Source organism: Microbacterium psychrotolerans (assembly GCF_031085295.1).
Classification (GTDB): domain Bacteria; phylum Actinomycetota; class Actinomycetes; order Actinomycetales; family Microbacteriaceae; genus Microbacterium; species Microbacterium psychrotolerans.
Genome location: NZ_JAVFWO010000002.1, coordinates 477,665 through 490,883, shown reverse-complemented (window position 1 = coordinate 490,883; position 13,219 = coordinate 477,665). Strand labels below are relative to the sequence as shown.

The following is a 13,219-nucleotide window of genomic DNA, read 5'->3' as shown; positions in this document are numbered from 1 at the left end:
CAAGGATCCCAGCGGACTCGGCGCAGGTCAACCCTCAGCAACATAATGTATTCTGTTCACTATGTCCGGAACGCAGGTGCTCGATTCGCTGCTCGCGCTGACCCAGGTCCTCCAGGCCGATCAGGAGCGCGAGCTCGACCGTCGGGGGCTGACCGCTCCCCGCACGCATCTGCTCTGGGTGCTCCACCACGGCGGACCGGCCACGCAGGTTCAGCTGGCCGAGGCCCTCGACGTGACTCCACGCCATATCACGACGCTGGTGGATGCCCTCGACGCGACGGGCCTGGCACGCCGCGAGCCTCATCCCACCGACCGGCGTGCCGTGCTCGTCCACCTCACCGATCGAGGGCGCACGCTCATGCAGGCCATGGACATCGAACTCGCCGAACTCGGCGCCGCCCTCGTCGACGGCCTCGACGCGCAGACCGTCGACGCGATGGTCCGCGGCATCGACCACGTGCGCGGCAGGCTCGAGCACCTGATCGCCGAGCACGAGCGCGCGCAGCGCGAGAGGGAGGACTACGCATGACCGACGTCACATCCGCCGCCGTTCCGCGCACTCCGCTCGCCGCGCGGATCGCCAAGCTGGCCCGCGCCGCCTGGCGCGCCGAGATCGGGGTGTGGAAGAGCCTCTACCGCTGGCTGTTCCGCCGGCCGCGGGTGCCGCGCGGGGCATCCGGCTTCTCCTACCACTCCCCTGTGCTGACGATCCTGGTGATCTTCATCGTCCTCTCGGCGATCGAGATCCCGATCGTCGACCTGATCGTCCACGACTGGCCGTGGCTGCGCATCCCCCTCCTCGCCGCAGGGATCTGGGGCGTGACGTGGATGATCGGCCTCCTACTGGGCTTCCTCACCCGTCCCCACGCCGTCGGTCCGGACGGCATCCACGCTCGCTCAGGCGCCGAGGTCGACATCGACCTGCCGTGGGAGACCGTGGCGAGCGTCGAGAAGTCCCGGGATGTGCTCGAGAAGGCGCCGAAGATCCGCGACGAGCCGCATGGACGCACTCTCGCACTGCGCATGCAGGACGAGACCAACGTCCTCGTCATCCTCGAGCGTCCGGTGGCCGTGCGGCTCGGCGACACCGCCGCCGAGGTCGACGCCGTGCGGCTCTGGGTCGACGACCTGGACGGGTTCATGACGGCGGTGCGCACGCACATCCCCTGACGCGCCCCGACAATGGAGGGGTGGACGAGCCGATCTTCGTGATCCCGCTATGGGCGGACCTCACCGCCGTCGGACTCGGCGGGATCCAGGGCGCCCTCTTCGCCTCGGGATTCCGTGGCCAGCGGCGGCTCGACCTCCTCGGGGTGGCCATCATCGGCATCGTCGTCGGGATGGGCGGCGGTCTCATCCGCGACCTGCTCCTGAACGTCACGCCCACCACGCTGCAGAGCAACTGGTACCTGCTGACGGCCACCGGCGCGGCACTGCTCGGGATGCTGCTCGCCGGCCTCTTTCAGAGGCTCAACGGCGTCATCGTCGGCCTCGACGCCCTGGTCATCGGCCTGTTCGGCGCCTTCGGCACCAGCAAGGCGCTCGCGCTCGGTCTCCCCCTCGTGCCGGCTGTCTTCGTCGGCGTGTGCGCGGCAGTCGGCGGCGGCATCCTCCGCGACATGATCATGGGCCTCCCGGTGGCGATCATGCACGTCGGCTCGCTCTATGCGGTCGCCGCCGGAGCCGGGTGCCTCGTCCTCGCCGTCGCGAACGCGCTCGGGCTCGATCTGGTGATCGCGGCGATCGTCGGCATCGTGGTCACCACGGTGATCCGGCTGCTCGCGGTGATGTTCGACATCTCGCTGCCGGAGCAGCGCGCCCTGTATCGCCGCAAGGTCGCCGTCGAGACCTCGACCATCCCGATCGTCAAGCCCTGATCGACCTGCTGCCCCCCCGCCGGCACGGACGCACACCGACGGGCGCGCACGGGGATCACCCGCGCACACCCGTCGACGGTTCGCGCTCAGACGGCCGCGAGGGCCCCTGAGCGCTGCCGCGTGCGGATGGCGCGGTTCACTCCCGACACGATCGCTTTGAGCGATGCGGTCGAGATGTCAGAGTCGATGCCGACGCCCCACAGGCGCTCGCCGTCGACCTGAAGTTCGATGTACGCGGCGGCCTGGGCGTCGCCACCGGCACTGAGAGCGTGCTCGACGTAGTCGTACAGCGTGACGTCGAACCCCTGCGCGCGGACGATCTCGAGGAACGCCGCCACGGGGCCGTTGCCGCGGCCCGAGGCCTCGAAGCGCTGATCGCCGTCGCGCAGCGTGATGTCGAGCGCGACATCACCCGACAGATCGCTGCGGGTGCTCGTCGCCAGCAGCTCGAAGCGGCCCCAGCGCTCGTCGGCGACCTCCGACGGCAGGTACTCGTCGGTGAAGATCTTCCAGATCTGGTCGCTCGTGACCTCGCCGCCCTCGGCGTCGGTCTTGGCCTGCACGACGCCGGAGAAGTCGATCTGCAGCTTGCGGGGCAGGTCGAGCGAGTGGTCGGTCTTGAGCAGGTAGGCGACGCCGCCCTTGCCCGACTGCGAATTGACGCGGATGACGGCCTCGTAGGAGCGGCCCAGATCCTTGGGGTCGATGGGCAGGTACGGCACGGCCCAGTCGATCTCGTCGACCGTGACGCCGGCCGCGGCGGCGCGGGCCTCCATCGCCTCGAAGCCTTTCTTGATGGCGTCCTGGTGCGACCCGCTGAAGGCGGTGAAGACCAGGTCGCCCGCCCACGGGCTGCGCTCGTGCACCGGCAGCTGGTTGCAGTACTCGACGGTCCGCTTGACCTGATCGATGTCGCTGAAGTCGATCTGCGGATCGATGCCCTGCGTCAGCAGGTTGATGCCCAGCGCGACCAGGTCGACGTTTCCCGTGCGCTCACCGTTGCCGAACAGGCAGCCCTCGATGCGATCGGCGCCGGCCATGTACCCGAGCTCCGCCGCGGCGATCGCGGTGCCGCGGTCGTTGTGGGGGTGCAGCGACAGGATGACGTTCTCGCGGTGCGCGAGGCGACGGCTCATCCACTCGATCGAGTCGGCGTAGACGTTGGGGGTCGCCATCTCGACGGTCGCGGGCAGGTTGATGATGACCTTGCGCTCCGGTGTGGGCTCGAAGATCTCGATCACCTGGTTGCACACGTCCACGGCGAACTCGAGCTCGGTGCCGGTGTAGCTCTCGGGCGAGTACTCGTAGAAGACCTGCGTCTCGGGGATGCGCTTCTCGAACTCGCGGCACAGCCGCGCGCCCTCCAGCGCGATGTCGATGATGCCCTGCTCGTCGGTGCGGAACACGACCTCGCGCTGCAGCACGCTGGTCGAGTTGTACAGGTGCACGATCGCCTGCTTCGCACCGGCGATCGACTCGTAGGTGCGCTCGATCAGGTGCGCACGCGCCTGCGTGAGCACCTGGATCGTGACGTCGTCCGGGATCAGGTTCTCTTCGATGAGCTGACGCACGAAATCGAAGTCGGTCTGGCTCGCCGAGGGGAAGCCGACCTCGATCTCCTTGTAGCCCATGCGCACCAGGAGGTCGAACATCACCCGCTTGCGCTCAGGGCTCATGGGGTCGATGAGCGCCTGGTTGCCGTCGCGCAGATCGACCGCGCACCAGCGGGGTGCGCTCGTGATGCGCCGGTCCGGCCACGTGCGGTCGGGCAGTTCGACGGTGATCTGCTCGTGGAACGGCAGATACTTCTGAACCGGCATGCCCGAAGGCTTCTGATTGTTCTTCATGTTCGATCGCTTCTCTCGTCTGTCTCGAGCCGTCAACCCGATCGGGGTGGCTCGAAGCCTGATGATGCGGGCCAGGCGAAAGCTCCGCGACGAGGAAGGCCCTAGAACGAGGTCTCGTCGCGGCGGCTAAGAAGGAGAAGCCGGCCGAAGCGCATGAGACCAGGCTACACCCGGTTCTGCGCGCAACGCGAACAGCTCGGACTCGGATGCCGCAACATCCGCTGCTGAGACGATCGGGGGACGTGCGACACCATCGAGGTATGAGAGGTCTTCGCCGCCCGCTCGGCATCGCCGCCACCACCCTCTTCGTCGGGCTCGTCGCCGTCGCATGCGCGAGCGCCGATCCGGCGAGCACGCCCCCGCCGGCCGCACTCGGGTCGATCACGCCGGTTCCGCCCGAGGGTGAGGTCGCCGCGACAGGCACGGTGCTGGATGCCGCGGGCGACGTTGAGCTCTGCCTGGGTCCGGTGGCGGAGTCGTACCCGCCGCAGTGCACGGGGATCCCGCTCGAGGGCTGGAGCTGGGACGGCGTCGAGGGTGCCGACTCGTCGGGCGACGTGACCTGGGGCGCCTATGCGGTACGCGGCACATACGACGGCACGTCGTTCACCGTGACGCAGCCGCCCATCCTGCTGGCCCTGTACGACCCGATCCGTCCTGAGGACCCGACCGGCGGCAGGCCCGGCGCGGGCGACGAGGCGACGCTCGCCGCCATCCAGGACGAGCTGCCCGAGCGCCTCGGCGATGCGTACCTGAGCTCCTCTCCGCAGGACGGGTGGCTGTGGGTCGATGTCGTCTGGGACGACGGCAGCTGGCAGGACGCCGCGAACGCGGAGTACGGCGACGACACCGTGATCATCAGGTCGGCGATGACGCCCACCGGCGGCTGATCGACGCGCGACAGGGGGCGCCGCGCCGTGTCAGAAGCCGAGGCGCCCGAGCTGCTTCGGATCGCGCTGCCACTCCTTGGCGACGCGGACGTGCAGCTTGAGGAACACGTTGGTGCCCACCAGCGGCTCGATCTGCGCGCGGGCCCGCGCGCCGACGTCGCGCAGGCGCGAGCCCTTGTGGCCGATGATGATCGCCTTCTGGCTGTCGCGCTCGACGATGAGGTTCGCATGGATGTCGGTCATCGACCCGGTGTCGCGCTCGGAGATGTCCTCGATCGTGACCGCGATGGAGTGCGGCAGCTCATCGCGCACACCCTCGAGCGCCGCCTCGCGGATGATCTCGGCGATGCGGTCCTCGATCGACTCGTCGGTGACGACCCCATCGGGGTAGAGCGCGGGACCCTTCGGCATGAGTGCGAGCAGCTCGTCGGTCAGCACGTCGAGCTGATCGCGGGTGAGTGCGGAGAGCGGGATGACGGCGGCCCAGTCCTCGCGCAGCTGGTCGACCTCGATCAGCCTCTCGGTGATCTGGTCGCGGGACGCGGCATCCGTCTTGGTGACGATCGCGACCTTCTTCGCCCGGCCGTAGCCGCCCAGCGACTCGGCGATGCGACGGTCGCCGGGGCCGACCTTCTCTGTCGCGGGAACGCAGAAGCCGATGACGTCGACATCGCCCAGCACCTGCTCGACGAGGTCGTTGAGCCGCTGACCCAGCAGGGTGCGGGGCTTGTGGAGGCCTGGCGTGTCGACGATGACCAGCTGGCCGGCGGGGCGGTTCAGGATGCCGCGAATGGCGCGCCGCGTGGTCTGGGGCTTGTCGCTGGTGATGGCGACCTTCTCGCCGACGAGGGCGTTCGTCAGGGTGGACTTGCCGACGTTCGGGCGGCCGACGAAGGTGACGAAGCCGGAGCGCCCGTCGGCAGGCTCGGGGGCCTGAGCGGAGGCGGGGACCGCAGCGGGCCCAGAAGCCGGCGTGGCGTCGTTCTCGGTCATGGGGTGTCTTCCTTCTTGGGCAGCCGGATCTCGCCGGTGCGAGGGCTCGGAATGCGGATCTCGCCGGTGCGCGGCCGGCCCATGTCGAGCGTGGGCGCGCCGCGTTCGACGAACACCGTGGAGATGCCGCGTCCGCGGCCGCGCGACGCGCCGCCGGTCAGCACGAGTCCGGCGTACTCGGCGGTCGCACCGGGCTGCGGCACACGGCCCAGCGCCTTGCCGAGGAGTCCTCCGATCGAGTCGACGTCCTCGTCCTCCAGCTCGAGGCCGAAGAGATCGCCGACCTCGTCGAGTCCGAGGCGGGCACTCACCCGGTAGTGACCGGGCTCGAGCTCGGTGACCTCCTCGGCCCGGGGGTCGTACTCGTCGGAGATCTCACCGACGAGCTCCTCGATGAGGTCCTCCAGGGTCACGAGCCCCGACACGCCGCCGTACTCGTCGACGACGAGGCAGACGTGCACCGCGTCCCGCTTCATCTGCTGCAGCAGTGTCTCGGCCTTCATCGACTCGGGCACGAAGACCGCGGGCCGCGCGATGCGGCTGATCGGGGCATCGCGCCACCCCGACTCGTCGCGGAAGCCGAACTGCACGAGGTCCTTCAGGTAGAGCACCCCCACGACGTCGTCGGCGTCGTCGTCGACGATGGGCACGCGCGACACGCCCTTCTCGAGGAAGATCGACATCGCCTCGCGCGTGGAGGCAGAGGCATCCACGGTCACCATGTCTGTGCGCGGCACCATGACAGCCCGCACGAAGGTGTCGGTGAAGTCGAACACCGAATGGATGAGCTCGCGGTCATCCTGTTCGATGAGCTCGTTCTCGGCGGCCTCGTCGATGATGCTGAGCAGCTGCTCCTCGGATGCGAACGACGAGCCGCGAGAGGCGCCGGGGGTGATGCGGGTGCCGAGCGCGACCAGCCCGTGGGCGAGGGGGCCCAGGATGATGCGCACACCGCGGATGACCGGCGCGGCGCCGCGCAGCAGCGCCTTGGCGTGGAGCCTGCCGACGGTGCGCGGGCTCGCCCCCACGATGACGTACGACACGCCCGTCATCAGGATCGCCGCGGCGAGCATGGCCCACCAGATGTTGTTGAACAGGTCGGTGAACGCGACCGTCACCAGCACCGCCGCGGTCGTCTCGGCGAGGACGCGGATGAAGATCACCGCATTGGCGTGGGCGTCGGGGTCGGCCGCGATCTTGCGCAACGGCTCCGGATTGCGGTCCCCCGCCGCCAGTTCGGCGAGATCGGCGCGCGAGGTGACGCTGAGCGCCGCGTCGATGGCGACCATCAGGGCGCCGAACGCGAGCAGCAGCGCCGCCGCGACGAGGAGGAGGGCAGCGGTCATGCGCGCGGTCGTCGACGCTCGGACGCCTGGAACGAGGTGATGAGCTCCCGCTGCAGTCCGAACATCTCCCGCTCCTCCTCAGGCTCGGCGTGGTCGAAGCCGAGGAGGTGGAGCAGGCCGTGCGTGGTGAGGAGGATCAGCTCGTCGAGCGTCGAGTGCTTGGCGGCCACCGCCTGCGTCTCGGCGACCTGCGGGCACAGCACGATGTCGCCGAGGAGTCCGGGGGGCGTCGGGGCGTCTTCGGTGCCCGGGCGGAGCTCGTCCATGGGGAAGCTGAGGACGTCGGTCGGACCCGGCTCGTCCATCCACTGCACGTGCAGCGCTTCCATCGCGCCCTCGTCGACGAGGAGGATGGCGACGTCGGCGTCGGGGCTGACGTGCAGCTCGGCGAAGTTGTGCTCCATGAGCCGCAGCAGCACCGTCTCGTCGACGGCGATCCCGGATTCGTTGCCGATCTCGATGGTCATGAGCGTCCTCGCTTCGGAAGGTGGTCACGGGGTCCGCCGGTGCGCGGGATGGCGGCGCGGCGATCCGCTCGGTTGGCGAACTCCGAGGCTTCGTCGCGCTCCCGTCGTGCGGCCATGCGACGCTCGTCGTACACGCTGTAGGCATCGACGATCCGTCCCACGAGCGTGTGCCGCACCACGTCGTCGCTCGTGAGGTACGCGAAGTGGATGTCGTCGATGTCGCCCAGCACGCGGGTCACGAGGCGGAGTCCCGACGCGCCCTGCGGCAGGTCGATCTGCGTGATGTCACCCGTGACGACCATGCGCGTGCCGAAGCCGAGCCGGGTGAGGAACATCTTCATCTGCTCGGGCGTGGTGTTCTGCGCCTCGTCGAGCACGACGAACGAGTCGTTCAGGGTGCGTCCGCGCATGTATGCCAGCGGCGCCACCTCGATGGTGCCCGTCGCCATCAGCTTGGGTACCAGCTCGGGGTCCATCATCTCGTTCAGGGCGTCGTACAGCGGCCGCAGGTACGGGTCGATCTTGTCGGTGAGCGTACCGGGCAGGAACCCCAGCCGCTCCCCCGCCTCCACTGCAGGACGGGTGAGGATGATGCGGCTGACCTCCTTGCGCTGGAGCGCCTGAACGGCCTTGGCCATCGCCAGGTAGGTCTTGCCGGTTCCCGCCGGACCGATGCCGAACACGATCGTGTTCTCTTCGATCGCGTCGACGTACGCCTTCTGGCCCAGCGTCTTCGGGCGGATGACCCGGCCGCGGGACGACAGGATCGCCTCGCCGAGCACCTCGGATGGCCGTGGACCGCCCTCCGTGCGCAGGATGCGGTTCGACGAGGTGACGTCCTCCTCGCCGAGCGAGTGCCCCGCCTTCGTCATCGCGAGCAGCTCGTCCACCAGCGACCGCGCCGCGGCGACGGCGTCGGCCTCGCCCGTGAGGGTGATCTCGTTGCCGCGCACGTGCACGTCGACACCGGGGTGCTCACGTTCGACGACCCGCAGCAGGCGATCCTGGGGACCCAGCAGCTGCACCATCGCGACCCCGTCCGCGTAGACGCGGTCGCTCACGGTTTCATGACCGTCTTGATCAGGCACCGACACTCTTCTCTTCCAGGCCTCCCGCGAGCACATGGGCGTGCACGTGGAAGACGGTCTGGCCCGCGTTCGGGCCGGTGTTGAACACGAGGCGGAAGTCCCCGTCCGAATGCTCCGCGGCGAGCGTGTTCGCCAGCCCGACGAGCTCGGCCATCAGCTCGGGATCGCCGGCGGCGAGTTCGACGACGTTCCGGTACTCCTCGGTCTTCGGGATCACCAGCAGGTGCAGGGGCGCCTGCGGCGAGATGTCGCGGATCGCGAACGCATTCTCGGTCTCCGCGATGATCTCGGACGGGATCTCTCCGTTGCGGATGCGCGTGAAGATCGACGGCTCGCTCATGGTCGCCAGTCTAGCGACGGGGGCGTCGGACGGGCTCGGAGACCGGTCGGTGAGCCTGTCGGACGGCTCACCAGCGCCCGAGTGCGGTGCTCACGACCGCGAGGGCCGCCGGACCGGCCGTCGACGTGCGCAGCACGGTGTCGCCGAGGCGCACCAGTCGCGCTCCGGCGGCGGCGAGGGCCTCGAGCTCGTCGGGTGCGATGCCGCCCTCCGGACCGACCACCAGCACGACGTCGCGGGCGTCGCCGGGCTCCACCGCGAGGGCGCTGAGCGGCTCGGCCGCGGTCGGCTCGAGGACGAGGATGCGGGATGCCGCGGCCCGGCGCACGAGCCCGGCCGTCGAGGTGAGCTCCGTCACTTCGGGCACCCAGGAGCGGTGGGCCTGCTTCGCCGCCTCGCGCACGATGGTCGTCCAGCGCGCACGGCCCTTCACAGCCTTCGCCGCGTCCCATCGCGAGACGCTTCGTGCGGCCTGCCACGGGACGATCTCGTCGACTCCGAGTTCCGTCGCCGCCTGGACCGCCAGTTCGTCGCGGTCGCCCTTGGCGAGCGCCTGCACGAGCACCACGCGCGGACTCGCCTGGGCGACGTCCGCCCGCTCGCGGATGCGCACCACGACCTCGCGTGGTGCCACCGACTCGACGACGCCCGTGAGCCACGCGCCGTGGCCGTCGCCGACCGTCACCTCCTCGCCGACGCGCACCCGCCGCACGCTGGAGGCGTGGTGCGCCTCGGCGCCGGTGAGGGCGACTGCATCGCCCGGCGCAGCCGCCGGCCCGTCGAGGAGGAAGTGGAGGGCCACCGGTCAGGCGTTCCGGAAGCGGTCGCGCAGCTTGGCGAACAGGCCCTGGTGGAACTCCGACAGCCGCGGGGCGGGCGCCTTGGTGCGCTTGGCGAACTCCTCGATGAGGGCCCGCTCCTTGTGGTCCAGGCGCGTGGGCGTCACGACGTGCACTCCGACCCTCAGATCGCCGCGCTGCGAGCCGCGCAGCGGGGTGATGCCGCGGCCCTTGATCGTCAGGATGTCGCCGGCCTGCACGCCCGGGCGCACCTCCAGGTCCACAGGGCCGTCGAGCGACTCGATCGTCGTCGTGGTGCCGAGGATCGCGTCGGGCATCGACACCTCCAGGGTGGCGAGCAGATCGTCGCCGTCGCGGCTGAACACCTCGTGGGGCGAGACGGTGACCTCGATGTACAGGTCGCCGTTCGGGCCGCCGGCGGGGCCGACCTCGCCCGAGCCGGGCAGCTGCAGCCGCAGGCCGGTCTCGACGCCGGCGGGGATGTCGAGCGAGACCGTACGGCGCGCGCGCACGCGGCCCTGACCCTGGCACGTCGCGCAGGGGTAGGGAATCGTCGTGCCGTAGCCCTGGCACACGTTGCAGGGCTGCGTCGTGACCACGTTGCCGAGGAGGCTCCGCACCTGCCGCTGCACGTTTCCGGTGCCGTGGCAGATGTCGCAGGTGACCGGGCTCGTCCCCGGCTGGCAGCACGAGCCCTGGCACGTCTCGCAGAGCACCGCGGTGTCCACGTCGATGTCGCGGTGAGTGCCGAACACGACGTCGCCGAGCTCGAGCGTCACACGCACGAGGGCGTCCTGGCCGCGTTCGCGCCGCGACCGCGGGCGCCCGCCGCGCGAGCCGCCGGCCGCGCCGAAGAAGGTCTCGAAGATGTCGTTGAAGCCGCCGAAGCCGCCGGCGCCGCCGAACGGCGACTCGCTCCCGCCCATGTCGTACCGGGCCCGCTGGTCGGGGTCGCTCAGCACGTCGTACGCGTGCGTCACGAGCTTGAACCGCTCGGAAGCGTCCTCGCCGGGATTCACATCCGGGTGCAGCTGCCGAGCGAGCTTGCGGTACGCCTTCTTGATCTCGTCGGTGGTGGCGTCGCGTGAGACGCCGAGGACCTCGTAGTGGTCAGCCACTTTCGCCTTCCTGCCGCGGTCGAGCCGCGGAATCGATGATGCGCGTCCGCGTCAGCGGGAGTTGTCGTCCTGCTCGAGCATCCGCGTGAGATAGCGCGCGACGGCACGGACCGTCGCGAGGTTCGTGGGATAGTCCATGCGCGTCGGGCCGAGCACACCGACCCGGGCGAGTGATCCGGTCGCGTCGTAGTCGCTGGCCACGACGGATGCCTCGGCCAGGCCGAACGCCTCGTTCTCACGCCCGATGCTCGCGGCCAGGCCCTGCTCGTCGGCCACCATCTCGCCCATCAGCCGCAGCAGGGTCACCTGCTCCTCGATCGCCTCGAGGAGCGGGTAGATGCTGCCGCGGAAATCGGACTCGCTCCGCGCGAGGTTCGCGCTGCCGGCCATGACCAGCTTGTCCTGGCGGAACTCTTCCAGCTCTTCGGCGACGGCGCGGATGATCTCGTCCGTCGCTCGCTCGTGCGCGGGCGCCTGGGCATCCGGCACCTCGAGCCGCTCGGCGATGCGCTGGAGACCCTCGCGGACGGGTCGGCCCACCAGCAGCGTGCCGAGCCGGGCGCGGATGTGCGCGAGATCGGTGTCGTCGAAGTCCTCTCCGACGAAGGTCAGCCGCTGCGACACCCGGCCGGTGTCGGTGACGACGATCACCAGCATCCGTCCCCCGCCGAGCTGGACCAGCTCCACGTGCGTGACGTTGGCACGGGCGAACGACGGGTACTGCACGATCGCGACCTGGCCGGTGAGCTGCGTCAGGGCGCGCACGGTGCGCACGAGCACGTCGTCGAGGTCGCCGGAGCCGTCCAGGAACGAGGCGATGGCCGAGCGCTGGGCCGACGAGAGTGGACGGATCTCGGCGAGGTGGTCCACGAAGACGCGGTATCCCTTGTCGGTCGGCACGCGTCCGGACGACGTGTGCGGCGCGACGATGAGCTCGTCGTCTTCCAGCAGAGCCATGTCGTTGCGGATCGTCGCCGCGGAGACGCCGAACGCATGCCGCTCGACGATCGTCTTGCTGCCGACCGGCTCACGCGTGTCGACGTAGTCCTGGACGATCGCCCGCAGCACCTGCAGGCCTCGCTCGCTGACCATCCCGCCTCCTCACGCTGCTGTCGGCACCAGGGCGTCTGGCACTCGCATGACTGGAGTGCCAATTCTATCCGATGACCCTGTCAGGATCGCCGAACGACGCCGCGCCGGGTGGAGCCGCGCCGCGGCGGCACGGCGGAGCCTCGTCACTCGGTGAGCGCGCGTACGACGGCGTCCGCCAGCAGACGTCCGCGACGCGTGAGCACCACGCGTCCGCGCAGCGCCGTGGGACCCTCGATGAGGCCGTCCGCGATGAGCGCGGCGACCGCGTGACGCCCCTCCCCCTGCAGCTCGCCGACGGGAAGCCCTTCCCGGACCCGCGTGCGCAGCAGCACGCTCTCGAGCGCCCGGGCCTCGGCATCCGGCGTCTCACGACCGGCTGCGGGCGACTCCCCCGCAGCGAGCCGCTGTGCGTAGGCCGCGGGGTGCTTCACGTTCCAGAAGCGCACTCCCCCGATGTGGCTGTGGGCCCCGGGTCCGAAGCCCCACCAGTCCGACCCCACCCAGTACGCGAGGTTGTGCCGGGACCGGTGGGCGGCGTCGCGGGCCCAGTTCGACACCTCGTACCAGTCGAATCCCGCGCCGGCGAGCAGATCGTCGGCCAGCTCGTACATGTCGGCCTGCAGGTCGTCGTCGGGCGCAGCGACCTCGCCGCGGCGGATCTGGCGCGCGAGCTTGGTGCCGTCCTCGATGATGAGGGCATAGGCCGAGATGTGGTCGGGCTCGAGTGCGATCGCGGCCTCGAGCGACGACCGCCAGTCCGCGAGCGATTCGCCCGGAGCGCCGTAGATGAGGTCGACGCTGACGTCGAGACCGGCGTCTCGGGCGGCCGACACCGCGGTGCGCACGTTCTCGGGGTCGTGCGTGCGGTCCAGCGCCGCGAGGACGTGCGGAACAGCGGACTGCATGCCGATCGAGAGCCGCGTGACGCCGGATGCCGCGAGCTCGGCAGCGACTGTCGGCGAGACGGTGTCGGGATTGGCCTCGACCGTCACCTCGGCGCCGTCGACGATGCCGAACGTGTCGCGAACGCCGCCGAGCATGCGGGCGAGATCCCCCGGGGGAAGGAGCGTCGGCGTGCCGCCGCCGAAGAACACCGTCGTGGCCGGGCGGTTCCCCCCGGCGCGCTCGAGCACCGGCGCCGCCAGGGCGACCTCGCGCAGGAGCGTGTCGGCGTACTGGTCCTGGCGTGCGCCCCGCAGCTCGGAAGCCGTGTACGTGTTGAAGTCGCAGTAGCCGCAGCGGACACGGCAGAAGGGCACGTGCAGGTACACGCCGAAATCGGTCGAGGGATCGATGCGGATGCCCGACGGCAGCGAGCCGTCCGCGGGAACGGGCTCGCCGAGCGGAAGAGCGGAGCCCAT

14 protein-coding genes are annotated in these 13,219 nt (G+C 70.1%); 4 read left to right on the top strand and 10 right to left on the bottom strand.

What is annotated here, in order from left to right:
• The first annotated feature begins 61 nt into the window (after positions 1-61).
• The 3 genes from Q9R08_RS07010 to Q9R08_RS07000 are packed head-to-tail and all read left to right on the top strand — an operon-like array spanning position 62 to position 1,877.
• Positions 62-529, top strand: a complete 468-nt coding sequence (locus tag Q9R08_RS07010; RefSeq protein WP_308867174.1) for a MarR family winged helix-turn-helix transcriptional regulator — start codon at positions 62-64, stop codon at positions 527-529.
• A complete protein-coding gene (locus tag Q9R08_RS07005) occupies positions 526-1,170 on the top strand; it encodes a hypothetical protein (protein ID WP_308867173.1) in 645 nt (214 codons plus the stop codon). Before Q9R08_RS07010 ends, Q9R08_RS07005 begins: the two co-directional genes overlap by 4 nt.
• 20 nt (positions 1,171-1,190) lie before the next feature.
• Positions 1,191-1,877 (top strand): trimeric intracellular cation channel family protein, encoded by a 687-nt coding sequence (locus Q9R08_RS07000; protein ID WP_308867172.1) that lies wholly within the window; start codon positions 1,191-1,193, stop codon positions 1,875-1,877.
• 86 nt (positions 1,878-1,963) lie between these two features.
• Here Q9R08_RS07000 and leuA read toward each other — a convergent pair whose 3' ends face one another.
• Positions 1,964-3,724, bottom strand: a complete 1,761-nt coding sequence (gene leuA / locus Q9R08_RS06995) for a 2-isopropylmalate synthase (protein WP_308867171.1) — start codon at positions 3,722-3,724, stop codon at positions 1,964-1,966.
• A 260-nt stretch (positions 3,725-3,984) separates the two neighbouring features.
• Between leuA and Q9R08_RS06990 the strand changes: the two genes are divergently transcribed.
• On the top strand, positions 3,985-4,614 hold the full coding sequence (locus tag Q9R08_RS06990; protein ID WP_308867170.1) for a hypothetical protein: 630 nt from the start codon (positions 3,985-3,987) through the stop codon (positions 4,612-4,614).
• A 30-nt stretch (positions 4,615-4,644) separates the two neighbouring features.
• Here Q9R08_RS06990 and era read toward each other — a convergent pair whose 3' ends face one another.
• From era to hemW, 9 genes are all read right to left on the bottom strand, one after another.
• Positions 4,645-5,607, bottom strand: coding sequence for a GTPase Era (gene era / locus Q9R08_RS06985; RefSeq protein ID WP_308867169.1), 963 nt, complete (start codon positions 5,605-5,607; stop codon positions 4,645-4,647).
• Positions 5,604-6,953: a hemolysin family protein gene (locus tag Q9R08_RS06980; protein WP_308867168.1), complete on the bottom strand. Its 1,350-nt coding sequence runs from the start codon at positions 6,951-6,953 to the stop codon at positions 5,604-5,606. Before Q9R08_RS06980 ends, era begins: the two co-directional genes overlap by 4 nt.
• Entirely contained in the window at positions 6,950-7,420 is a 471-nt protein-coding gene (ybeY, locus tag Q9R08_RS06975; protein ID WP_308867167.1) for an rRNA maturation RNase YbeY, read from the bottom strand. The genes Q9R08_RS06980 and ybeY overlap by 4 nt, the downstream gene beginning before the upstream one ends.
• Positions 7,417-8,448: a PhoH family protein gene (locus tag Q9R08_RS06970; RefSeq protein ID WP_308867677.1), complete on the bottom strand. Its 1,032-nt coding sequence runs from the start codon at positions 8,446-8,448 to the stop codon at positions 7,417-7,419. Before Q9R08_RS06970 ends, ybeY begins: the two co-directional genes overlap by 4 nt.
• A gap of 52 nt (positions 8,449-8,500) precedes the next feature.
• Entirely contained in the window at positions 8,501-8,848 is a 348-nt protein-coding gene (locus tag Q9R08_RS06965) for an HIT domain-containing protein (RefSeq protein WP_308867166.1), read from the bottom strand.
• 67 nt (positions 8,849-8,915) lie between these two features.
• Positions 8,916-9,650 carry a 16S rRNA (uracil(1498)-N(3))-methyltransferase gene (locus tag Q9R08_RS06960; RefSeq protein ID WP_308867164.1) on the bottom strand — a complete coding sequence of 245 codons (735 nt, stop codon included), beginning with the start codon at positions 9,648-9,650 and terminating at the stop codon, positions 8,916-8,918.
• A gap of 3 nt (positions 9,651-9,653) precedes the next feature.
• On the bottom strand, positions 9,654-10,766 hold the full coding sequence (gene dnaJ / locus Q9R08_RS06955; protein WP_308867162.1) for a molecular chaperone DnaJ: 1,113 nt from the start codon (positions 10,764-10,766) through the stop codon (positions 9,654-9,656).
• A 51-nt stretch (positions 10,767-10,817) separates the two neighbouring features.
• Positions 10,818-11,858, bottom strand: a complete 1,041-nt coding sequence (hrcA, locus tag Q9R08_RS06950) for a heat-inducible transcriptional repressor HrcA (RefSeq protein WP_308867161.1) — start codon at positions 11,856-11,858, stop codon at positions 10,818-10,820.
• Between the two features lie 143 nt (positions 11,859-12,001).
• Positions 12,002-13,219 (bottom strand): radical SAM family heme chaperone HemW, encoded by a 1,218-nt coding sequence (hemW, locus tag Q9R08_RS06945; RefSeq protein ID WP_308867159.1) that lies wholly within the window; start codon positions 13,217-13,219, stop codon positions 12,002-12,004.